Below are 21,322 nucleotides of genomic sequence, written 5' to 3'. Positions count from 1 at the left end.
GCCGATACAGGCCTGACCGGTTGGCACGCATCTGTCGGGGTCTTCGACCACCGACCTACAAAATGGCAGCAGCCCCGTAGGTCGGGACTCGCAGAGTCCGACTTGCGCCGATTGCAGCTGTCGCGCCGATACAGGCCTGACCGGTTGGCACGCATCTGTCGGGGTCTTCGACCACCGACCTACAAAATGGCAGCCCCGTAGGTCGGGACTCGCAGATTCCGGCATACGCCGATTGCAGCTGTCGCGCCGATACAGGCCTGACCGGGTGGCACGCATCTGTCGGGGTCTTCGACCGCCGACCCCTGCCCAACGCGACTTATGACACTGTGTTGCTTGGATTTACGCCCCAACGGGTTTTCACCCAACCGGCACCGATCACCGCAGCAACCGCCACCAGGCTGGCAAGCCAGCGCCACAGGGCTTGCTCAGGGCCGTCAAACACACTGTTCAGCAAGGGCTCATCCACCACCATTTTGGCGGCGGTCAAGGCCAACACCGCTGCGCCCAGCCAGATGATGACGGGAAAGCGATCCACCAGTTTCAGCACCACCGAGCTGCCAAACACCACAATGGGCACACTGATGAGCAAGCCCAAAATCACCAGATCCCATGAGCCATGCGCGGCGCCCGCGACGCCCAGCACGTTGTCCACCCCCATGAGCGCATCGGCCACCACAATGGTTTTCATGGCACCCCAGAATGTCGTGGCTGCAGGGCCATGCGAATCGGCTTCGCCGGTATCAGCCAGCAATTTGTAGGCGATCCACAGCAGACCCAGTCCACCTGCGAGCATCAGCCCCGGAATTTGCAGCAACCAGACCACCCCGATGGTCATCACACCGCGCACCGCGATGGCCCCCACGGTGCCCCAGATGATGGCTTTCTTTTTCAAGTGGTCCGGCAAATTGCGGGCCGCCAGGGCGATGACGATGGCGTTGTCGCCCGCCAGCACGAGGTCAATCAGGACGATGGCCAGCAAAGCAGACCACCAAGGGGCAGATAAAAATTCCATGCAAAGACTCCAGGTTCAATAAGTTAGACCAGTCTCAGGCAAGGTGAATCATCACGGCGCAGCAAAACTGCACACAGCAAGATGTCGAACCGCCTGACACAGGCATTGGATCGAAGGTCTTGCTCGGCGTCTGCGTGGCAGACACCTGGACAACCGGAAGCTTGCGCTACGTATTGACGGCTGACCAAAAACCCGGGTGCTTTGCACACCCAAGCATGAGGGAGCTACTCCCCTTCAGGTGCTGATTAAACCGCATGGGGCTTTGTCCTTGCTCGCCAGGGGGAAATCTGTGCCTGACAGGTCTCTGTGCTTTATTTCCAGCGAAGCAACTCAATGTGGATGCTGCCCTTGTCACTGCTGAAGGTGACAGCACCTTCTTGCACCGTGGCTTGCAGTTGCATGCTGCGCTCGGCCAGTTTGGCCAGCTCCTGAGCGCCTTCGGTCGGCACGCGCCAGACCTGCAATTTGTCCAGGCGGGTGAGCTTGGTCTCAATGCCCTTCCACCAGACCTCGGCCGCGTGGTTGAAGCAATACAACAGCACCTCGTCGGCCTTTTGGCAAGCCTTCATGATGGGTTTGTCCTCGGGCTGACCGACTTCGACCCATAGGCGGGTTTGCCCGGTGAAGTCGCGCAGGCTGACGTCTGGATCGTCCGGATCGGACAGACCTGCACCGAAGGCCAACTTGCCGTCGCCATGGCACACGGCCTGCAGCTTGTAGGCGTTGATGGCCAGCGCCAGCAAGCGGATCATCATGCGCTCGTCGGTCTCGCTGGGGTGACGAGCCAGCGTCAACGCGTGGTCTTCGTAGTAGCTGTGATCGATGTCAGCGATCGACAGATTGGCTTTGTAGATGGTGGATTTGAGGGCCATGGTTTTTAGTCTTTGCGGGCCAGCATCCGCCATGCCAACAGCTGAACGCCGTTGCGCAGGGCAGACAATTCGCCGCCGTATATGAGTAAAGGAGTGCCGGCCTCTGCAGCTGCCATGCTGGCAGAGCGCTGGCCTGCGCGTACGTAGTCACCCGTGGGTGTTTGACCGGATTTGATCTCGACCGTTTGCAACTGGCCTGTGCCCGTTTCATAGATCAGATCGGCTTCCAGTCCGTTGTTGTCTCGCCAGAAATGCAAGTCAGAAGGTTGTCCCTGGTTGCTTCGATATTTGAGGAATTCGCTGACCACCCAGTTTTCAAACAAGGCCCCACGCGCAGGATGCAAGCTCAACTGCTCTGGCTGGCGAATCCCCAGCAGCCAGCAAGCCAAGCCCGTGTCCACAAAATAGAGTTTGGGTGATTTGACCAAGCGCTTGCCAAAATTGCGGTGGTATGGAGTCAACAAAAACAGCACATCGCTCGATTCCAGCACCGACAACCAGGCACGCGCCGTGGTGTGGCTGATGCCCGCCTCACTGGCCAATGCGCTCAGGTTCAACAATTGGCCTGTGCGTCCGGCACAAAGTCGCACAAACCGCTGGAATGTTGCCAAGTCCTGCACCTGCAGCACTTGCCGAACGTCCCGCTCCAAATAAGTGGTGATGTAGCTTGCAAACCAGTCCACCGGCTCGGTGGATGCGCCCGTGTTCAAAGCTGGGTAGCCACCGCGCCAAAGCGCCTGGTCCAGTGTCATCTGCCCGTTCCCAACACCCGCAATTTCTGCAGCAGAAAAAGGCAGCAAGCGGCTCATGGCCACACGCCCGGCCAAGGACTGCGTCACCCCGGCCATCAAGCCAAATTGCTGCGATCCCGTCAGGATGAATCGTCCGGGTGTCCGGTCATCATCCACCAGCCCCTGCAAGTATGAAAACAGATCGGGCCAGCGTTGGGCTTCATCAAAAATGGCACCTTGGGTAAACCGCGCCAGGAACCCGCGTGGGTCTTCGGCCGCAAAGGCGCGCTCTGTAGGGTCTTCGAGCGAGATGTAGGGCTTGCCAGGAAACAAATGCCGCGCCAGCGTGGTCTTGCCCGACTGCCTGGGGCCAGTAATGGCCAGCACAGGAAACGACTTGGCCAGGCGCTGGAGCGTAGGGGCAAGTTGTCGTTCGATCATGCACCGATTCTATACATTTTGAAGAAATGATCTTCAAAATGTATAAAACAAGGTCCCGTCAAAGGATGCACAGCATCCCGATCGACGGCGCCTTGATTGCACGAATCAAACCCGGCGGGCCAGCTCAGCGGCCTTGCCGACATAGCTGCCCGGCGTCATGGCCAGCAGGCGGTCTTTGTCGGCTTGCGGGATCTCCAGGGCCTGGATCAGGCCATGCAGGTCGGCGGCAGTCACGGTTTTGCCGCGTGTGACTTCCTTGAGTTTTTCGTAGGCGCCCTGCACGCCATAGCGGCGCATCACGGTCTGGATCGGCTCAGCCAACACTTCCCAAGCAGCGTCCAGGTCAGCGGCAAGCGCTTCTTCGTTGAGTTCGAGCTTGTTCAGACCGGTCATCAAGGACGCATAGGCCAACGCGGTATAGCCCAAGCCAACGCCCATGTTGCGCAGCACCGTGGAGTCGGTCAGGTCGCGCTGCCAGCGGCTGATCGGCAGCTTTTCAGACAGGTGTTTGAGCACGGCATTGGCCAGGCCCAGATTGCCTTCGGCGTTTTCAAAGTCGATCGGGTTGACCTTGTGCGGCATGGTGGACGAGCCAATCTCGCCCGCCTTCAAGCGCTGCTTGAAGTAACCCAGGCTCACATAGCCCCAGATGTCACGCGAGAAGTCGATCAGGATGGTGTTGGTGCGCGCCACAGCGTCAAACAATTCGGCCATGTAGTCGTGCGGCTCGATCTGGATGCTGTAGGGCTGGAAAGTCAGGCCCAGGCCCCAATGGCTGTCCTGTGATTCACCCAACTCCGGGGTTTCGATCACGGATTTGGAGAAAGCCTCCCAGTCAAAGTCGGGCCAGGCAGACAGGTGGGCGTTGTAATTGCCCACGGCGCCGTTCATCTTGCCCATGAGCTTGACGGCAGCGATCTTCTCGCGGCAGCCGTTCAGGCGCATCACCACGTTGGCGATTTCCTTGCCCACGGTGGTGGGGCTGGCGGTCTGGCCGTGGGTGCGGCTGAGCATGGGGACTTCGGCAAAAGCATGCGCCATCTCACGCAACTTGGCGATGATGCCGTCCAGGCCCGGCAAGATGACTTGCGCCCGGGCACCCTTGATTTGCAGCGCGTGGCTGGTGTTGTTGATGTCTTCGCTGGTGCAGGCGAAGTGCACGAATTCGGCACTTTTTTCCAGCTCGGGACGGTCTTTGAACTTGGACTTGATCCAGTATTCCACGGCTTTCACATCGTGGTTGGTGACCTTTTCAAACGCCTTGATGGCCACGGCATCGGTTTCGCTGAAGTTTTTCACCAGGGCGGTCAAATAAGCACGGGCACCGGGCGACAAGGGTTTGAATTCGGCAAAACCGGCATCGGACAAAGCGATGAACCAGGCAATTTCCACTTGGACGCGGCGATGCATGTAGCCTTGCTCACTCATGAGGGGGCGCAGGGCGTTGAGTTTGCTGGCGTAACGGCCATCCAGCGGCGACAGGGCGGAAATGGGGGAGAAATTCATCCTTTGATTGTAATTCCCGCGACATGGGCCACCGCCCATCTCCCCAAATGGGTAAGCGAGCCGAAAAATACCCGGCACCTTCACCTAGAATCAGTTCGTACCATTTTGCAGAACCCAGTCTTTACTTCTTATGAAACTCATCGGCTCCGTCACCAGTCCCTATGTGCGCAAAGTGCGCATCGTCATGGCCGAGAAAAAGCTGGACTATCAATTCGTGCTCGAAGACGTGATGTCGGAGCAAACCACCATCCATGAGTCCAACCCATTGGGCAAGGTGCCTTGCCTGATCATGGAAGGCCACGAGGCCGTGTTTGATTCCCGTGTGATCGTGGAATACCTGGACACCCTGTCGCCTGTGGGCAAGCTCATTCCGGCGGCCGGTCGCGAGCGCGCCGAAGTCAAAACCTGGGAAGCCCTGGCCGATGGGGTGACCGATGCGGCCTACCTGGCCCGCATGGAGCAAGCCTGGGCAGGCCGCCAGGACAGTGAACGCAGCCAGGCCTGGATTGAGCGCCAGCTCAACAAGATCCATCACGCTTTGCGTGCCATGAGCCACGGCCTGGGCGACAAAGCCTTTTGCTCGGGTATCCACCTGAGTTTGTCCGACATCGCCGTCGGTTGCGCCTTGGGTTATCTGGATTTGCGTTTTGCGCAGATCGACTGGCGCGGCGACCACCCCAATTTGCACAAGCTGCACGACAAGCTGTCGCAACGCCAAAGCTTCATCGACACCCTGCCCGCTTAACTCGGCCAAGAGGCAGCGTCAACCGTTTCACGCTTTGCGCATGTCTGACATGCATGACTGCATGATGGCCGTCGGCGCTTGCGCAGGCGCAGTCCGCCCGATCAAGTGTTGGCCCGCTTCTTGAGCCAACGCATCAAAGCGCCCACAACCGGAAGTTTTTCATAGAGCTCCTCAGCTGCATCCCAGTAATCGCGGTGCAGCGTGACAAGGCCTTGCGCATTGAACACCAGATGGCTGCCGCCACGTACGGCTTGCAGCGTGGTGGAGTCAAAGCGCTTGAACCGGAAGCGAAATTCCCACGTCAGAAATGCCTGTTCTCCATCCACCAACTGCCCGGTGATGACGAAATGCGGTTGCTCCAGCGCTGCATACATGTGGCGAAAAATCCGCTCTATCTCGGCCAACCCTTGCACCTCATTGAAGGGGTCTTTGAAGCGGGCCTGCGCATCGTAGAACGTGTGCAGCTGCGCCACGCTGTCGGGTGACAGCGTTTCAAAATAAGTGGCCAGGTTCTGAGTGGCTTGTCGTGTGTTCATGGTGGTCCATCAAAGAGAGGAAAGACTGCACGGGCTTGAGCATCCATCATGTCGGACTCTGCGAGTGCCGACCTACAAGGCTGCGGCCATTTTGCAGGTCGGTGGTCGAAGACCTCGACATGGGGGTGTGCGCACGTTGGGGCCGGTGCATCACAACCCTGTGAACTTGCGCACCAGGGGAAAGTACAGGCGATAAGGCAGCAGGCGCAAGCACTTGAGCCACCAAGTGAAGCGTTTGGGAAAGTGGATGTCGAATTGTCCGCTGGCCCAGCCCTTGAGCATTTCAGCAGCGGCCTGTTCGGGGCTGAGCAAGGCGGGCATGGCGAACTGGTTTTGTGCCGTCAGCGGGGTGGCCACAAAGCCCGGGCTGATCACGCTCACGCCAATGTTCTGGTCTTGCAAATCCATGTACAAGGTTTCGGCCAGGTGGGTCAACGCGGCTTTGGTCGGGCCATAGGCCAGGCCATTGGGCAAGCCGCGCCAGGCCGCCACGCTGCTGAGCAGGCTGATGTGTCCGCTTTGCCGTGCCAGCATGTCGGGCAGCACAGCATCCAGCACATGCAAGGCACCTTGGTAATTGACGCGGTCATGTTGCAGCAAATCCTGCACATCCAGCGCTGTGGCACGTTGTGCGCGGTAATAACCTGCGGCGTAAACCAGCAGGTCAATCGGCCCGTCGGCCAGAATGCGCCCTGCCGTGGCCTGCACATCGGCGGGCACCGTGACATCCAGCGGGTGCCATTGCACGCCCGAGTCTTGCGCGGCCCAGTCGATCACACCTTGGGGCTGGCGTGCTGAAATCATCACCACCGCCCCCGCTGCGCGCAGCGCCTGAGCGCAGGCCAAACCGATGCCCGAAGACGCGCCCACCAGCCAGACCCGACGCCCGGTCCAGTTTGTCAGCGGCACATTGAGCTGCGACCAGCGGCGCTGTGCGGGCGCCGAGACAGCGCCCGAGCGTGAAGGCGCCTTGAGGGTCAAGACTGCAGCGACTTGTGAAGTGGCGGTCATGGGGTTTTGCCTGTCGCATCCGGCAAAGGACTGCGGCGGGTGAAGGACAGCGTCACCTCACCGAGCTTGACGCCCCATTTGCTCATGGTGGCTTTGTTGAGCATCACGCGCGCATCCATCAGGTACATCCAGTCGTCAAAGTCGACATGCCAGACCCGGCCATCCACCGGCAGCGCCAGGGTGTAGCCCCAGCGAAAGGCGTTGCCGCTGACCTGTCCAGTGGCCTGGCCCACCACATCGTCAGCGCGGCCGGTGTAGGTGCCGTTTGGTCCGGCCTGAAGCCGCCAGATGCGGCGTTGCTGCGTGCCATCGGAATATACAAAGGCTTCATCCAGCACGCCTTCATCGCCTTGCCAGCTGCAGTCCATGCGCACCGTGAAACGCTTGACCACCTGACCACTGCGGTCGGTGAAAACGCCCCAGGCGTCGACCGGCCCGTTGAAGTAGGTGCGCAAATCGAGCAAGGGTTTTTCTTGTGCATAACCTTGCACCTGCGGCCCGGCACAGCTGGCCAAAAAAGGCGTTGCCGCCACAGCAGGCAGTGCGCCCAGACGGGCCAGGGCGGTACGGCGATCGATGGTGGTGTGCATGCGGTCACTCTCTTGGTTGAAATTGCAAATCGATGTCATGCCGAGTCTTGGGCATGCGGCACAGGCGCCGTGCACAGCTCGGGTGCGCGCATCAGCCCCAGATACAAAGCCAACGCAGCCAGCAGTTTGAGCACGCAGGGCAACAAGCCATACGCCAGGCCCAGCGCCAGCACGGCAGCGGCGTCTTGTTGCCCCGGGGCATAGCCCCACCAGCCGAGCAGGGGCAGCGACAAGCCAGCGGCCAAGGCCAAATTCAGTTTGGTGGCCAGATTCCACCAGCCCATGAACGCCCCGTCGGTGCGGCCACGCTCACCGCAGCGCTCAATCAGCTGGTTGAGCAGCGCACCGGGTACGGTCAAATCGGCCCCCAGGGCCATGCCCGAGAACACGCACACCACCCCAAAACCTGTGGTGTCGCCCGCACCCAGCCCGACCACGCTGACAAAGGCCAGCACCGACAAAGCCATGCCCAGCGCCCAGGTCTTGAGCAAACCCAGGCGGTCGATCACCTTCAGCCACAGCGGAAACGACAAAGCCCCGGCGGCAAAGTAAGCGCCCAGAAACAGCGGCTCCAAAGCTTTGGGGGCCTGCAAGCGGTCTTGCACAAAAAACAGCACCAAGGTTGCGGGCACGGCACTGGCCAAACCATTGAGCATGAACACTGCGAGCAAACGGCGAAACCCTGAATACTTCCAGGGATGCCACAGGCTCACGGCGGCGTGTTCAGACGGCAGCACCGGGAGGGCCTGAACAGCCGCAGCCGAGGCTTGCAGCGCAGTGCGCCGCCAACTCATCAAGCCCAGCGCCAGCATGAGCACCAGCAAAGCGGCTGTCAGCCCCCAGCCCCACAAGGCGGGCAAAGCCGAGGCCAAGAGCACTCCCACCAAGGCAAAGCCTTCGCGCCAGGCCACCCAGCGGCTTTGTGCCCTCGCACCCCCACCCTGGCGTGCGGCCCAAGTCTGGTGCAAGATGCCCAGACCGCTGTAGGCCAGGTGGCTGAGCGTGAGCGCACAACCCACCCAAACCAGCAACAGCGGTGCAGACAAAACTGCCGCCGGTGGAAAAAACAAGGCCACAAAGCCCAAAGCCACCGCCAAGGCCAAGCCCAGCGCAGCCAGCCAGACTGCTGACCAGGCGTGTCGGTACAAGCGATCGCCCCAACGCCCCAGCCAGGGATCGACCACGGCATCCAGGCTGCGGCTAAGCAGCAATACTGCGCCCAAAGCGGCCAGGGGCACGCCGTATTGCTGGGCGTACACATTGGGCACATGCACATACACCGGCAAAGCCACAAAGGCCAGCGGCAAGCCCAGCAAGCCATAGGCGGCCGGTGCCATGCGATGGCCTGCGTCGGGAATCACCGCCTGTGACGCGGTCATGGCAAGAGGCCTTGCAGCAACTGCGCACGCATCTTCGGCTCGGAAGTGCGCTCGTCCAGCCAGATGCCAAAAAACAAACGCGCAAAGACGGCGTCTTTCACCACGCCCACACGCTGGCCGTTGACCCAGAACTCAGCGCCCTGCCCGGGCTGATTGACCCCGGTGATGCGGTCATTCGGCCCCACGTTGGGGAAAATCGCACGCAAGTCCGCCAGCCATCCTTGCGCCTGTGCGTCGGTGAAGGTGCCGACACGGCGCATCTCGTCAATGGAACGGCTGGCAATCGCAGTCCCATCCAGGCGCCGCAGGTATTGCAGCTCCAGTGCAAAGGGGTGCTGCGCATATTGGCTATACCGAAAGCCCGAGGTGGTCCACAAGCGGGCGTCGTAGACCTCAAAACCCCAGACCTGCAAACGCACTGGCGCCGTGGGCATGGCGCCCCGGATGGCAGCCACTTCGGGCCGACTGAACTCAGGCGCCGTGTTTTGCGCCTGCACCCAACCCGCACAGGACACTACACCCCACAGCGCAGCGCAACCCACCCCTGTGCGCCATATGCGCTGTGGCTGCACGGCACGCTGCGCTGTGCAAGCGCCACGCCAGGCATGCCACTGAGTCAACACGGTTTGAAGCGGCGTGCGCATGATGAGCTTGACCGTTTTCAGCTCGGCTTGAGCAGGGTGAACTGGATGACGTCGATGTTGGCCTCGTCAAACGCGGCCTCGCAGTACGCCAGGTAAAACTCCCACAAGCGCACAAAGCGGTCATCGAAGGACAGCAGATGCACGTCTTGGAGGTTGCTCATGAAGCTGTCGCGCCAGCGGCGCAAGGTCTCGGCGTAGTCGGGGCCAAACTTCAGCTCATCGACCACCTGCAGGCCTGCAGCCTGTGCCTGTTTGCGGAACTCACTGGGGCTGGGCAGGCAACCGCCCGGAAAGATGTACTGCTGGATGAAATCGGTCGAATGCACGTAGCGGTCAAACAAACTGTCGTCGATGGTGATGCTCTGGATGCACGCCCGGCCACCGGGCTTGAGCAGTCGGCTCACGGTCTGAAAATAGGTCGGCCAATAGGCCTGGCCAACGGCTTCGACCATCTCGATGGAGCAGATGGCGTCAAAGGGCGCATCCTGGATGTCGCGGTAGTCCTGCAAGCGCAGGTCCGCACGCTCTTGCACGCCGTGCCAGTTCATCCGCGCTTGGGCAAAAGCCAGTTGCTCGGTTGACAGCGTGACACCTGTGAGGTGCGCACCAAACTCGGTGGTGGCCGATTCGGCCAGCGCCCCCCAGCCGCAGCCGATCTCCAAAATCCGGTCGCCGGGCTGGGCATTGACCATGCGCAAGGCGCGGCGAACTTTGGCTTTTTGGGCATCGGCCATGGGCTGGGTGGTGTCGCCATCAAACCAGGCCGAGGAGTAGTTCATCGTGCTGTCGAGCCAGATCTCGTAGAACGCATTGCCCAGGTCGTAGTGCGCATGGATGTTCTTGCGGCTGTTGGTGCGGTTGTTGCGGTTGAGCCAGTGCTTGACGCGGTAAGCCAAACGGCCCAGCCAATGGCCGTAGATGGCGCCTTCCATCTCTTGCCGATTGGCGATGAACAGGCGCAGCAAATCAGCCAGCGAGGGCGTGGTCCAGTCACCGGCCATGTAGGCCTCGGCAAACCCGATGTCACCCGATTTGAGGACGGCTGCACACACGTCCCAGCTTTGAATGTTCAGGGTGGCAAAGGGCGCTTGGTGCGTGCCGAAAATTTGCTGGCCACCATCGGGCCCCTGCAAAGTGAGCGTGCCCACTTTCAGCCGCGCCAGCAGACCGATCACCCGCCGTGCCGCCGCAGGCAAGCGGGCAGGCACGATCGGAGTGGTCCGGGTGGTGGTGTTCAAGGTCGTCTCCATCAGGCTGTCTCCTGGGGTTATCGGGTCACAAATTCACGGGGGGGTTCGGGCTTGCGCCAGAACGGGACTTTTTTGAGCCACAGGCGCAGCGCATGCCAATGGATGCGCAGCACCACGCCCAGCGTGAGCAGCGGAAAACGCCACATCACCCGGCGCAAGGCGCCCGCGCTGGCGGGCTCCAGCGTGCCGCTCCAGCTGGTTTCAATCAATGGCCCCTGGCTGTCGGCGTGGTCAACGCGGGCCACGATGCGTTCTTGCCCGTTGTGCACGGTGCGCATGAAGCGAAACTGGTAGTGGCCTTGCACGTCGCAAAACGGCGAGACATGGAAGACCTTGTCGGCCTGCAAGGTGCGGCCGTATTGGGGTGCGGGCAGCAAATAGCAATGGCGCTCGCCAAAGGTGTTGTTGACCTCGGCCACGATGGCCGCCAGCGAGCCATCTGGCCGTTGGGCGTACCAGAAGCTCACCGGTTTGAAGGCATGGCCGAGCACGCGGGGAAAGGTTTGCAGCCAGACTTCGCCCGTGGCATCCAGCACGCCTTCGCGCTGCAACAGTTCATCCAGCCAGGCCAGGGCGCCGCCCTGCTCGGCACGGCGGCCATCGCCATGGTCCACATCATGGAAGGCGAACCAGGCGCGGCGGTTGATGGCCAAGGCACCAGGCGTTGCGGCGTCGCGCAGTCGACGCATGGGCAGCATCAAAAACGCGGTGGGATAGGCAAACGCATGGCGTGCAGGGCGCAGCCGGGTGTGGCGCACTTGCCCCCAGCCAATCAGCGCGCCCGTGCCGGTCATGCGACCCGACCTGCCTTGACTCTTTCAAGCAAGGCACGCCCCACTTGCAAGCCGGACTTGAGGCCGTCTTCATGAAAACCGTAGCCCGCCCAGGCCCCGGCAAACCAGGTGTTGCGCTGGCCTTGCAGCAGCGGCAGGTTTTGCTGCGCCGCGATGGCGGGCATGTCAAACACCGGGTGCGCGTAGTCGTATTCGCCCACGATGGTGTCTGGCGCAATCGCCTGCACCGGGTTGAGCGAGACGATGACCGGCTGGCTGTACGGGATGCGCTGCAAGCGGTTGAGCAGGTAATGCAGGCAGACACGCGAAGATTCGCGGTCGTCGCTGGCGGCGCGTTCGTAATTCCAGGCGGCCCAGGTCTTGGCGTTGGCCGGCAGCACCGAGGCATCGGTGTGCAGCACGGCGCGGTTGTCCTGGTAACGGATGGCGCCCAGCACTTCGCTTTCCAGGCGGCTGGGCTCGCGCAACATGGCCAGGGCCTGGTCGGTGTGAGTGGCCACCACCACCGCATCAAAGTTTTCGGATTGCCCGTCGGTGATGATGCGCACGCCCGCATCGTTGCGCTCTATCAGGCGCACCGGGGTGTTCAGGCGTTTGTCGGGCACGCCCTCCAGAATCTTGTTCACATAGTGGCGGGCACCGCCCAGCACGCTGAACCACTGCGGCCGGTTGGTGACCTGGATCAGGCCGTGGTTGTGGCAAAACCGGATCATGGTCGCCACCGGGAACTGCAGCATCTGGTCCGTCGGGCAGCTCCAGATACAGCCCAGCATGGGCAGGAAATACCAATCCCGGAAGGATTCGCTGAATCGGTGCTGGCGCAAAAAGTCGACCAGCGGTTGTTGCAGCTCGGTTTCGCGTTGCGCTTTGGCGATGCGCGTGCAAAGCGCATTGAAGCGCAGCACATCGGCCAGCATGCGCCAAAAGCGCGGGTTGACCAGGTTGCGGCGCTGGGCAAACACGGTGTTCAGATCGCAACCGCTCCACTCCAGCGCCCGCCCGCCCAATGCGCCCGGCACCTTGACTGAAAACGACATGTCAGAAGGCACCGTGTCCACCTTCAGCTCGGCAAACAACGCGATCAGGTTCGGGTAGGTGCGTTCGTTGAACACCAAAAAGCCGGTGTCCACGCCATGCGTGACGGGGCCTTGTGGCGTGGGCAGCGTCACGTCCACGGTGTGGGTGTGGCCGCCAAAATAATCATTCGCCTCGAACACCGTGATGTCGGCCTGACCCCGCAAGGTGTGGGCCACGGCCAGTGCGGAGATGCCCGAACCCACGATGGCCAGTTTCATGCGTTCGCTCATGGTGCGGTTTGCTTGAGGGATTTTTCGATGGCCGCAATCAGGCTTTTGCTGTCTGGCCCGGTCATGCTGCTGTAGCTGTCCACCACTTTACCGTCTCGCCCGATCAAGTACTTGTAGAAATTCCAGCGGGGTTTTTGGCCCGTCTCGGCCAGCAGCTGCTTGTACAGCGGCGCGGCATTCTCGCCCGTGACCACGGTTTTGGTGAACATCGGAAATTTCACGCCGAAGGTGTTTTCGCAAAAATCGGCAATCTGCTTGTTACTGCCCGTCTCTTGCGAAAAGTCATTGGAGGGGAAACCCAGCACAACCAATCCTTTGTCCTGGTATTTGGCGTGCAGTGCCTCCAGGCCTTTGTATTGCGGGGTGAAACCGCAAAAACTGGCCGTGTTCACCACCAACAGCACCTTGCCGCTGTATTGGCACAGCGACTGGGGCTTTTCATCTTGCAGGCGCTCCACGGTGTGGTTGAGCAAGGCGGGGCAGGCAGGGGCTGCGGCCTGGGCCGATGCGGCGCTCAAAACCAGCCAGCACAGGCCAAGCAATGTGTTTTTTACCACGGAGTGAGTGATTTGCACTTTGAATTTCATTTTGTGACCAATCAGTATATGTGCATTTGACCCACTTGTCACCGAAGGGTGCCCCCAACAGTAGCAGGCCGCCCGCACTGACAGTCATCACGCCATGTCGGCGCGGAAGCCAACGACCTACAAACCCCGTCCCCGCATCTGCCCGCACACCCACAGCATCCTCATCTGCACAAGCGCTCAGCCCCCCCTCTACAATGGGCCGATGACTTCCCACACGATTTATGCCCAACGCCGTGCCCGCGTCGCGGCCCAGCTGGGTGCTGGCGGCCTGGCCATCGTTCCGACTGCGCCCGAGCGGCAACGCAACCGCGACAGCGACTTTCTGTACCGGCACGACAGCTATTTTTATTACCTGACCGGCTTCACCGAGCCCAATGCCACGCTGGTGATCACGGCCGAGGGAGAAACCACATTGTTTTGCCAGCCCAAGGATCTGGAGCGCGAAATCTGGGACGGCATCCGCCTGGGCCCCGAGGCGGCACCTGCGGCATTGGCGGTGGACAAGGCGTTTTCTTCGGCCGAACTGGCTGCACAAATGCCCAAGCTGCTGGAAAACCGCAGCACCGTCTGGTACCCGTTTGCCACGCATGCAGGGCTGGAGGGGCGCCTGGACGGCTGGTTGCAGTCGGTGCGGGCGCGGGTGCGCTTTGGTGTCCTGTGCCCCGACCAGCAGCGCGACCTGTGCAGCGTGCTCGATGAAATGCGCTTGGTCAAAGACGACCATGAGCAACAGATCATGCGCCGCGCCGCCCAGATCAGCGCAGGCGCCCACATCCGCGCCATGCAGCGCAGCGCCGCCATGCTGCGGGCCGGGCAAGAGGTGCGCGAGTACCACCTGGATGCCGAGTTGCTGCATGAATTTCGCCAGCTTGGCTCGCAGTACCCCGCTTATGGCTCCATCGTGGCCGCTGGCGCCAACGCCTGCGTGCTGCATTACCGCGCTGACGAGGCCCTGATCCGAAGCGGCGAGCTGGTCTTGATCGATGCGGGCTGCGAGCTGGACGGCTACGCCAGCGACATCACCCGCACCTTCCCGGCCAACGGCCAATTCACCGGGCCGCAGCGTGCGCTGTATGACTTGGTGCTGGCTTCGCAAGACGCGGCGGTGGCCGCAACGCGGGCCGGGGCCCGTTTCGTCGAGCCGCACGACGCCACGGTGGCCGTGCTGGCGCAAGGCCTGCTCGATGTCGGTCTGCTTGACAAGAACAAGGTCGGCACCGCGCAGGACGTGATCGCCAACCGCAGTTATTTCCCGTTCTACATGCACCGCACCGGCCACTGGCTGGGCATGGATGTGCACGATTGCGGCAGCTACGTCGAGCCCTCGCAAGTGGGCCAGGTCAGCGAACGCAAAGACCCGCTGTCGGGCGAACTCATCAAGGACCGCCCCAGCCGCATTCTGCAGCCGGGCATGGTGCTGACCATCGAGCCAGGCCTGTATGTGCGCCCTGGCGAAGGGGTGCCCGAGCAGTTCTGGAACATCGGTATCCGCATTGAAGACGACGCCATCGTGACCGACACCGGTTGCGAACTGATCACGCGCGGCGTGCCCGTCAAGGCCGACGAGATCGAAGCCTTGATGAAAGGCTGAAATGTCATTGCCCACTTTGCGCACAGGCCGCGTTCTGTCTGTCCAGATCGGCACCATCCGACCGCTCATGGTCGGTGGGCGCAAGCTCATGTCGGGCATTGGCAAAACCAGCGTCACCGGTGCCGTGGCCGTCGGCCCGCTGGGCCTGGCCGGTGACGAGCAGGCCGACCCCAGCGTGCATGGCGGGCTGAGCAAAGCCATTTACGCCTTCCCGTCCGAGCATGGGCCTTGGTGGCAAGCACGGCGCCAAGCCCAGGGCGTGTCGATGTTTGATGAAACGCTGGCACCCGGCTTTGTGGGTGAAAACCTCAGCCTGCAAGGCCTGCTGGAGAGCGAGGTGTTCATTGGTGACACCTTGCACTTTCGCGATGTGGTGCTGCGCGTGACGCAGCCACGCGAGCCTTGCGGCAAGTTCAACGCGGTCATGGGCTACGCACAGGCGGCCAAAGACATGGTGCAAAGTGGCCGCTGCGGCTTTTATCTGGCGGTCGACAAACCCGGGCTTTTGCAGGCGGACGAGTCGTTTGAACGGGTGCCAGGCCCGGGCGCCATCAGCGTGCAACAAGCCCTGCAACACAAAGCCTGGAAGCATTTGCGCTGACAAGTGCCTTGCGCGCCACATTTGATTTGTGCGCAAAAGTCAAAAGCCAACTCACTGAATGCGTCAATTCAGCGGGTCAAGCCCGTCCAATCACCGGTCTACAATGAAACTCACGCCGATGAGCCCCTGTGAATTAACAAAAACCACAGATTCTCATGCCGGTGCCGCAGGCCACATGCCCGGGCGGCCCATCCTCACCACGGAGAACAACAATGAGCAACAAGCTCCAAGCCGAAGACAAACGCAACCAATTGCGCAAAGCCGCACTCGAATACCACGAGTTCCCCACCCCCGGCAAAATCGCCATCTCCCCCACCAAACAGTTGATCAACCAGCACGACCTGGCGTTGGCTTACTCCCCAGGCGTTGCCGCACCGTGCGAAGAAATTGTCAAAGACCCTGCGGCCGCCTTCAAATACACCAGCCGCGGCAACCTGGTCGGCGTGGTGACCAACGGCACCGCCGTGCTCGGATTGGGCGACATCGGTCCGCTGGCCAGCAAACCGGTCATGGAAGGCAAGGGCGTCCTGTTCAAGAAGTTCTCGGGCATCGACTCGTTTGACATCGAGATCAACGAAAAAGACCCCGACAAGCTGGTCGACATCATCGCTTCGCTGGAGCCCACCTTTGGCGGCATCAACCTCGAAGACATCAAGGCCCCCGACTGTTTCTACATCGAGCGCAAGTTGCGCGAGCGCATGAAGATCCCGGTCTTTCACGATGACCAGCACGGCACCGCCATCGTGGTGGGCGCGGCCATCCTCAACGGTCTGAAGGTCGTGGGCAAAGACCCCAAGAAGGTCAAGCTCGTCACCTCGGGCGCTGGCGCTGCGGCGTTGGCCTGTCTGGGCCTCTTGGTCAAGCTGGGCATCCCGCGTGAAAACATCTGGGTCACCGACTTGGCCGGTGTGGTCTACGAAGGCCGTACCGAGCTGATGGACGAAGACAAGATCCAGTTCGTGCAAAAGACCGACCAGCGCACCTTGGGTGAAGTCATTGAAGGCGCCGATGTGTTTCTAGGCTTGTCAGCGGGCGGCGTGCTCAAGCAGGACATGGTCAAAAAGATGACCGCCAAGCCGCTGATCTTTGCGCTGGCCAACCCCAACCCCGAAATTACCCCTGAAGACGTCAAGGCCGTGCGCAACGACGCCATCATGGCCACGGGCCGCACCGACTACCCGAACCAGGTCAACAACGTCCTGTGCTTCCCCTACATCTTCCGCGGTGCGCTCGACAGTGGCGCGACCACCATCACGCTGGAGATGGAAATTGCGGCCGTGCACGCGATTGCCGAGCTGGCGCAGGCCGAGCAAAGCGAAGTGGTGGCCGCCGCCTACGTGGGCGAGCCCCTGGCCTTTGGGCCTGAATACCTGATCCCCAAGCCTTTCGATCCGCGTCTGATGATGAAGATCGCCCCGGCTGTGGCCCAGGCCGCTGCCGACAGCGGCGTGGCTCTGCGCCCGATTGCTGACCTGGACGCTTACCGTGAACGCTTGCAAGGCTTTGTGTACGCCTCGGGCACGATGATGAAGCCCATCTTCACGGCCGCCAAACGCGCCCTGAAAAAGCGCATCGCCTACAGTGAGGGCGAAGAAGAACGCGTGCTGCGCGCTGCCCAGATCGTGGTGGACGAAGGCATCGCCCGCCCTACCCTGATCGGCCGTCCGTCCGTGATTGCCGAGCGCATCGAAAAATTCGGCCTGCGTCTGAAAGAAGAGCTGGACTATGACGTGGTCAACGTCGAGATGGACCACCGCTACCGCGACTTTTGGCAGACCTACCACCGCATGACCGAGCGCAAAGGCATCACCCAGCAGATTGCCAAGATCGAAATGCGCCGCCGCCTCTCGCTGATCGGCGCCATGCTGCTGCACAAGGGCGATGTGGACGGCATGATCTGCGGGACCTGGGGCACCAACCCCATGCACCTGAGCTACATCGACCAAGTGGTGGGCAAGCGCCCGGGCGTCAACACCTTCGCCTGCATGAACGGCTTGATGCTGCCCGGTCGCCAGATTTTCATGGTCGACACGCACGTCAACTACGACCCGAGCGCCGAGCAGCTGGCCGAATTCACCATCATGGCGGCCGAAGAAATGCGCCGTTTTGGCCTCAAACCCAAGGCGGCCTTGCTCTCGCACTCCAACTTTGGTTCATCCAACCAGCCCAGCGCCATCAAAATGCGCGATGTACTGCAATTGCTGCGCGAGCAGGCCCCCTGGTTGGAAGTCGACGGCGAGATGCACGGTGACGTGGCCCTGGATGCGGCATCGCGCAAAGCCATCATGCCCAACAGCACCCTGATCGGGGACGCCAATTTGCTGGTTTTGCCAAATATTGATGCGGCCAACATCGCCTACAACCTGCTCAAAACGGCAGCGGGCGGCAACATCGCGGTCGGTCCCGTGCTCTTGGGCGCGGCCAAACCCGTGCACATCCTGACGCCGAGCACCACCGTGCGCCGCATTGTCAACATGACAGCCCTCACCGTGGCCGATGCCAACGCTGCACGCTGAGCACATCCGGGCTGCAAGTCGTGACTTGATCGCTCAATGGCCATGAAGTACTTGCCTGTTTAACAGGCAAGTACTTGCATTTTTATGATAATTGCATCACACTAGCGCCTTCGAGTTTTCGGGTTTACCCGGATCTCCTGAAAGGTGTTTTCATGAGGGTGGCGCAACAAACCGGGGCTTTTCGACATCGGATTTCAGTTTGGGCAAGCTTGGTATTGATGGCTTGCACATTTTGGGGCCCTCCCAGTTCTGCCACTGAAGCGCAAACTTCAACGACTTTGTCGGTGCAAGACTTGCCGCGTGAAGGCCAGGAAACCTACCAACTCATCCGCAAGGGTGGTCCTTTTCATTACGAAAAGGACGGGGTGGTTTTTGGCAATCGCGAGCGAATCCTGCCCCGCGAGGCGCGAGGTTACTACCGTGAATACACCGTCAGGACACCCGGCGCACGCGACCGAGGGGCTCGCCGCATCGTCTGCGGCGGTTCAGTCCCTCAGGAGCCCAAGGCCTGTTACTACACCCAAGACCATTACGCGAGTTTTCGCATGATCGTCGACAAGAACTGATTTTTTAGCTTTAAAGAAAGACCACGGAGATGGACACGCCGATTCGTCATGACCAAGAGATGCCCCTGAAGGGCGTCCGGTCTAACATCGTGCAGTCGATCCGCGCCTACCGCGTGAGCGACTTGCAAGATGCTGCCCAAGGCCTTGGCCACCACTTTTTGTATGCCAACCTGGCCGAAGCCCAGAGCAAGCAAGACGTGCTGGACCTGATTGGTGCGCAATTCACGCTGCCTTCGCACTTTGGCAAAAACTTTGATGCCTTGTACGACTGCATGACCGACCCCCTGCACAAGTCTGGCCCCCAGCCAGGCTTCATCGTGGTTCTGGAGCAAATTCCTGCACACGCCAAGTTCGACAAGGAAGCACGCGAGCAACTGCTCGACATCTTCCGCGACACGGCAGACTACTGGGGAGACCGGAAGATACCCTTCCGATGCTTCTATTCTTTTCTGTAGCCCGTTCTGCGCAAAACAGCCAAGCAGGACGGGCGAATGAGGCACAAACCGAAGTCGCCGTGATGGCCGATTCGGTTGAAGACGGCGAAAAAATGCCCACCGACAAACTGGTGGACGTCTCGCCCCTGGCGCTGCGCATGAGCAGCCCATTCAATGCAGGTTACTGGCTGGCAGCCGCCTGAAAATCTTCCGGGCCGAACAGGCCCTGATGACATCCAGCCCGTCCCAGTGACGGGCTTTTTTGTGTCTGCAGCCAAGCACTTGGATTTATACTGTGCAGATGCGCCGATTTGAACCCGATTGCGGGCGCCGGGACCTCAGAGTCCCGAAATTCAGCTAAATGGCGTGTGTTTCACTCTCCCTTGAAACCCGGCCCCGCTGAACGCGATGCCGGGTTTTTTGTTTTTTGAACCGAACACAGTCGATGTTGATCGCCGAGTCACAAACCATGCTATTTGATGCTGCCTTGCCTTTGCAAAGCGGAGCGTCTATCCGTGGGTACTCTCTCTCTTACGAGACCTACGGGTCCTTGAACGCAGACAAATCCAACGCCGTGTTGATCTGTCACGCGCTCAATGCTTCGCACCATGTGGCAGGCATCTACGCCGACCAACCCAACAACCTGGGCTGGTGGGACAACATGATCGGCCCCGGCAAACCACTGGACACCGACCGCTTTTTCGTCATTGGCGTGAACAACCTGGGTTCGTGCTTTGGCTCGACCGGCCCCATGCACACCAACCCCGACACGGGCCGAGTGTACGGCGCCGACTTCCCGGTGGTCACCGTCGAAGACTGGGTCAACGCCCAGGCCAGGCTGCTGGACGCGCTGGGCATCGAGCAGCTGGCCGCCGTCATGGGCGGCAGTCTGGGCGGCATGCAGGCACTGAGCTGGACGCTGCAATACCCCGATCGCATGAAGCACGCGGTGGTGGTGGCCAGCGCGCCCAACTTGAACGCCGAAAACATCGCCTTCAACGAAGTGGCGCGCCGCGCCATCGTGACCGACCCCGACTTTCACAACGGCCACTTTTACGAGCATGGCGTGGTGCCCAAACGCGGCCTGCGCATCGCCCGCATGATCGGCCACATCACGTACCTGAGTGACGACGTGATGAACGAAAAGTTTGGCCGCGAATTGCGCAGCGCCGTCAACAGCGAAACGGGCTACAAGTATTCGACCCAGGAAGTGGAATTTCAAATCGAAAGCTACCTGCGCTACCAAGGCGACAAGTTCAGCGAATACTTTGACGCCAACACCTACTTGCTGATCACCCGGGCGCTGGACTACTTCGACCCGGCCCGCGCCTTTGGCGGCAATCTGTCCAAGGCACTGGAGCGCGCCATCTGCAAATTTTTGCTGGTCAGCTTCACCACCGACTGGCGCTTTTCGCCCGCACGCAGCCGCGAAATCGTCAAAGGCCTGATCGACAACCAGCGCGACGTGAGTTATGCCGAAATCGACGCACCCCATGGGCACGACGCCTTTTTGCTCGACGATGTCCGCTACATGAACTTGGTGCGCGCTTACTTTGAGCAAATCGCCAAAACAATCGAAGGTGCCGCATGAGCGACCCACTGATCATGCAAGCCATTGCCCGCCTGGTGCCCCACGGCGCACGCGTGCTGGATCTGGGCTGCGGCGACGGCGCCCTGCTGGCTTATCTTCAAGAACACAACGGCTGCACCGGCTACGGTGTGGAGCTGGACGACACCAATGTGCTGGCCTGCGCGCAACGCGCCGTGAACGTGCTGCAACTCAACCTGGACGAAGGCCTGAAGGTCTTCGCCGACCAATCGTTCGATGTGGTGTTGCAAATCGACACGCTGCAACACCTGCGCAACGCCGAGGTGATGCTGCGCGAGACCGCCCGCGTCGGGAAAATCGGCATCGTGGCCTTCCCCAACTTTGCACACTGGTTCAACCGCCTGAGCGTGCTGCGTGGCCGCATGCCGGTGACCAAGCGCCTGCCCTACCAGTGGTACGACACGCCCAACATCCGAGTGGGCACCTACGCCGACTTTGCCGATCTGGCTTGCAAAAACGAGCTGCGCGTGCTGGACGCGTTTGGCCTGCAGCACGGCCAGGAAGTTCGCATCTTGCCCAACCTCATGGCCGGCACGGCGGTGTTCAAATTGCAACGCCGCTGAGCTTTCGCCCGGGCTGATCCTGTCGGTCATGCGCACC

General features: G+C 60.9%; 21 protein-coding genes. 8 read left to right on the top strand and 13 right to left on the bottom strand.

Going from position 1 to position 21,322, the window contains the following annotated elements; all coding sequences use genetic code 11:
• Positions 1-316 precede the first annotated feature (316 nt).
• The 4 genes from B9Z51_RS18025 to purB all read right to left on the bottom strand — a co-directional run bounded on the left by B9Z51_RS18025 (position 317) and on the right by purB (position 4,562).
• A complete protein-coding gene (locus B9Z51_RS18025) occupies positions 317-1,012 on the bottom strand; it encodes a TerC family protein (protein ID WP_108376552.1) in 696 nt (231 codons plus the stop codon).
• A gap of 311 nt (positions 1,013-1,323) precedes the next feature.
• Positions 1,324-1,884, bottom strand: coding sequence for a YaeQ family protein (locus B9Z51_RS18020; RefSeq protein WP_108376570.1), 561 nt, complete (start codon positions 1,882-1,884; stop codon positions 1,324-1,326).
• A gap of 5 nt (positions 1,885-1,889) precedes the next feature.
• Positions 1,890-3,056 (bottom strand): ATP-binding protein, encoded by a 1,167-nt coding sequence (locus B9Z51_RS18015; RefSeq protein WP_108376551.1) that lies wholly within the window; start codon positions 3,054-3,056, stop codon positions 1,890-1,892.
• Between the two features lie 105 nt (positions 3,057-3,161).
• Positions 3,162-4,562 carry an adenylosuccinate lyase gene (gene purB / locus B9Z51_RS18010; RefSeq protein ID WP_108376550.1) on the bottom strand — a complete coding sequence of 467 codons (1,401 nt, stop codon included), beginning with the start codon at positions 4,560-4,562 and terminating at the stop codon, positions 3,162-3,164.
• Between the two features lie 130 nt (positions 4,563-4,692).
• Here purB and B9Z51_RS18005 point away from each other — a divergent pair, with 130 nt between their 5' ends.
• Entirely contained in the window at positions 4,693-5,307 is a 615-nt protein-coding gene (locus B9Z51_RS18005; protein ID WP_108376549.1) for a glutathione S-transferase N-terminal domain-containing protein, read from the top strand.
• 101 nt (positions 5,308-5,408) lie between these two features.
• Here the strand turns inward: B9Z51_RS18005 and B9Z51_RS18000 are convergent, their stop codons facing one another.
• The 9 genes from B9Z51_RS18000 to B9Z51_RS17960 form a co-directional block, all read right to left on the bottom strand.
• On the bottom strand, positions 5,409-5,843 hold the full coding sequence (locus B9Z51_RS18000) for a nuclear transport factor 2 family protein (protein ID WP_108376548.1): 435 nt from the start codon (positions 5,841-5,843) through the stop codon (positions 5,409-5,411).
• A gap of 150 nt (positions 5,844-5,993) precedes the next feature.
• Positions 5,994-6,854, bottom strand: a complete 861-nt coding sequence (locus B9Z51_RS17995; protein WP_108376547.1) for an SDR family oxidoreductase — start codon at positions 6,852-6,854, stop codon at positions 5,994-5,996.
• Positions 6,851-7,444 (bottom strand): DUF3833 domain-containing protein, encoded by a 594-nt coding sequence (locus B9Z51_RS17990; protein ID WP_108376569.1) that lies wholly within the window; start codon positions 7,442-7,444, stop codon positions 6,851-6,853. Before B9Z51_RS17990 ends, B9Z51_RS17995 begins: the two co-directional genes overlap by 4 nt.
• Positions 7,445-7,479: 35 nt before the next feature.
• Complete coding sequence (locus B9Z51_RS17985; protein ID WP_108376546.1) at positions 7,480-8,823, bottom strand: MFS transporter; 1,344 nt, start codon at positions 8,821-8,823, stop codon at positions 7,480-7,482.
• Complete coding sequence (locus tag B9Z51_RS17980; protein WP_108376545.1) at positions 8,820-9,467, bottom strand: chalcone isomerase family protein; 648 nt, start codon at positions 9,465-9,467, stop codon at positions 8,820-8,822. The genes B9Z51_RS17985 and B9Z51_RS17980 overlap by 4 nt, the downstream gene beginning before the upstream one ends.
• Positions 9,468-9,484: 17 nt before the next feature.
• Positions 9,485-10,705 carry a cyclopropane-fatty-acyl-phospholipid synthase family protein gene (locus tag B9Z51_RS17975; RefSeq protein ID WP_233255047.1) on the bottom strand — a complete coding sequence of 407 codons (1,221 nt, stop codon included), beginning with the start codon at positions 10,703-10,705 and terminating at the stop codon, positions 9,485-9,487.
• A 29-nt stretch (positions 10,706-10,734) separates the two neighbouring features.
• Complete coding sequence (locus B9Z51_RS17970) at positions 10,735-11,511, bottom strand: DUF1365 domain-containing protein (RefSeq protein ID WP_108376543.1); 777 nt, start codon at positions 11,509-11,511, stop codon at positions 10,735-10,737.
• Entirely contained in the window at positions 11,508-12,806 is a 1,299-nt protein-coding gene (locus tag B9Z51_RS17965) for an NAD(P)/FAD-dependent oxidoreductase (protein ID WP_108376568.1), read from the bottom strand. The genes B9Z51_RS17970 and B9Z51_RS17965 overlap by 4 nt, the downstream gene beginning before the upstream one ends.
• Before the next feature lie 8 nt (positions 12,807-12,814).
• Positions 12,815-13,405 (bottom strand): glutathione peroxidase, encoded by a 591-nt coding sequence (locus tag B9Z51_RS17960; protein WP_108376542.1) that lies wholly within the window; start codon positions 13,403-13,405, stop codon positions 12,815-12,817.
• Between the two features lie 202 nt (positions 13,406-13,607).
• On the opposite strand from B9Z51_RS17960, the gene B9Z51_RS17955 reads away from it, so the two are divergent.
• The 7 genes from B9Z51_RS17955 to metW all read left to right on the top strand — a co-directional run bounded on the left by B9Z51_RS17955 (position 13,608) and on the right by metW (position 21,285).
• Entirely contained in the window at positions 13,608-14,996 is a 1,389-nt protein-coding gene (locus B9Z51_RS17955) for an aminopeptidase P N-terminal domain-containing protein (protein ID WP_108376541.1), read from the top strand.
• A gap of 1 nt (position 14,997) precedes the next feature.
• Complete coding sequence (locus tag B9Z51_RS17950; RefSeq protein ID WP_108376540.1) at positions 14,998-15,597, top strand: MOSC domain-containing protein; 600 nt, start codon at positions 14,998-15,000, stop codon at positions 15,595-15,597.
• A 212-nt stretch (positions 15,598-15,809) separates the two neighbouring features.
• Entirely contained in the window at positions 15,810-18,113 is a 2,304-nt protein-coding gene (locus tag B9Z51_RS17945; RefSeq protein ID WP_108376539.1) for an NADP-dependent malic enzyme, read from the top strand.
• 218 nt (positions 18,114-18,331) lie between these two features.
• Complete coding sequence (locus tag B9Z51_RS17940; RefSeq protein WP_233255045.1) at positions 18,332-18,679, top strand: ribonuclease domain-containing protein; 348 nt, start codon at positions 18,332-18,334, stop codon at positions 18,677-18,679.
• Positions 18,680-18,708: 29 nt separating this feature from the next.
• Entirely contained in the window at positions 18,709-19,134 is a 426-nt protein-coding gene (locus tag B9Z51_RS17935; protein ID WP_108376537.1) for a barstar family protein, read from the top strand.
• A 424-nt stretch (positions 19,135-19,558) separates the two neighbouring features.
• Entirely contained in the window at positions 19,559-20,704 is a 1,146-nt protein-coding gene (locus B9Z51_RS17930; protein WP_108376536.1) for a homoserine O-acetyltransferase, read from the top strand.
• A complete protein-coding gene (gene metW, locus B9Z51_RS17925) occupies positions 20,701-21,285 on the top strand; it encodes a methionine biosynthesis protein MetW (protein WP_108376535.1) in 585 nt (194 codons plus the stop codon). The genes B9Z51_RS17930 and metW overlap by 4 nt, the downstream gene beginning before the upstream one ends.
• Positions 21,286-21,322: the final 37 nt, after the last annotated feature.

Source organism: Limnohabitans sp. T6-5 (genome assembly GCF_003063315.1).
GTDB lineage: Bacteria > Pseudomonadota > Gammaproteobacteria > Burkholderiales > Burkholderiaceae_C > Limnohabitans_A.
This window is presented reverse-complemented; position numbering and strand designations above follow the sequence as displayed.

What these genes read in the sequence shown, in the direction of transcription:
- B9Z51_RS18025 (WP_108376552.1), bottom strand. Translation starts at nt 1,012, where the DNA reads ATGGAATTTTTATCTGCCCCTTGGTGGTCTGCTTTGCTGGCCATCGTC.
- B9Z51_RS18020 (WP_108376570.1), bottom strand. Translation starts at nt 1,884, where the DNA reads ATGGCCCTCAAATCCACCATCTACAAAGCCAATCTGTCGATCGCTGAC.
- B9Z51_RS18015 (WP_108376551.1), bottom strand. Translation starts at nt 3,056, where the DNA reads ATGATCGAACGACAACTTGCCCCTACGCTCCAGCGCCTGGCCAAGTCG.
- purB (WP_108376550.1), bottom strand. Translation starts at nt 4,562, where the DNA reads ATGAATTTCTCCCCCATTTCCGCCCTGTCGCCGCTGGATGGCCGTTAC.
- B9Z51_RS18005 (WP_108376549.1), top strand. Translation starts at nt 4,693, where the DNA reads ATGAAACTCATCGGCTCCGTCACCAGTCCCTATGTGCGCAAAGTGCGC.
- B9Z51_RS18000 (WP_108376548.1), bottom strand. Translation starts at nt 5,843, where the DNA reads ATGAACACACGACAAGCCACTCAGAACCTGGCCACTTATTTTGAAACG.
- B9Z51_RS17995 (WP_108376547.1), bottom strand. Translation starts at nt 6,854, where the DNA reads ATGACCGCCACTTCACAAGTCGCTGCAGTCTTGACCCTCAAGGCGCCT.
- B9Z51_RS17990 (WP_108376569.1), bottom strand. Translation starts at nt 7,444, where the DNA reads ATGCACACCACCATCGATCGCCGTACCGCCCTGGCCCGTCTGGGCGCA.
- B9Z51_RS17985 (WP_108376546.1), bottom strand. Translation starts at nt 8,823, where the DNA reads ATGACCGCGTCACAGGCGGTGATTCCCGACGCAGGCCATCGCATGGCA.
- B9Z51_RS17980 (WP_108376545.1), bottom strand. Translation starts at nt 9,467, where the DNA reads ATGCGCACGCCGCTTCAAACCGTGTTGACTCAGTGGCATGCCTGGCGT.
- B9Z51_RS17970 (WP_108376543.1), bottom strand. Translation starts at nt 11,511, where the DNA reads ATGACCGGCACGGGCGCGCTGATTGGCTGGGGGCAAGTGCGCCACACC.
- B9Z51_RS17965 (WP_108376568.1), bottom strand. Translation starts at nt 12,806, where the DNA reads ATGAAACTGGCCATCGTGGGTTCGGGCATCTCCGCACTGGCCGTGGCC.
- B9Z51_RS17960 (WP_108376542.1), bottom strand. Translation starts at nt 13,405, where the DNA reads ATGAAATTCAAAGTGCAAATCACTCACTCCGTGGTAAAAAACACATTG.
- B9Z51_RS17955 (WP_108376541.1), top strand. Translation starts at nt 13,608, where the DNA reads ATGACTTCCCACACGATTTATGCCCAACGCCGTGCCCGCGTCGCGGCC.
- B9Z51_RS17950 (WP_108376540.1), top strand. Translation starts at nt 14,998, where the DNA reads ATGTCATTGCCCACTTTGCGCACAGGCCGCGTTCTGTCTGTCCAGATC.
- B9Z51_RS17945 (WP_108376539.1), top strand. Translation starts at nt 15,810, where the DNA reads ATGAGCAACAAGCTCCAAGCCGAAGACAAACGCAACCAATTGCGCAAA.
- B9Z51_RS17940 (WP_233255045.1), top strand. Translation starts at nt 18,332, where the DNA reads ATGGCTTGCACATTTTGGGGCCCTCCCAGTTCTGCCACTGAAGCGCAA.
- B9Z51_RS17935 (WP_108376537.1), top strand. Translation starts at nt 18,709, where the DNA reads ATGGACACGCCGATTCGTCATGACCAAGAGATGCCCCTGAAGGGCGTC.
- B9Z51_RS17930 (WP_108376536.1), top strand. Translation starts at nt 19,559, where the DNA reads ATGTTGATCGCCGAGTCACAAACCATGCTATTTGATGCTGCCTTGCCT.
- metW (WP_108376535.1), top strand. Translation starts at nt 20,701, where the DNA reads ATGAGCGACCCACTGATCATGCAAGCCATTGCCCGCCTGGTGCCCCAC.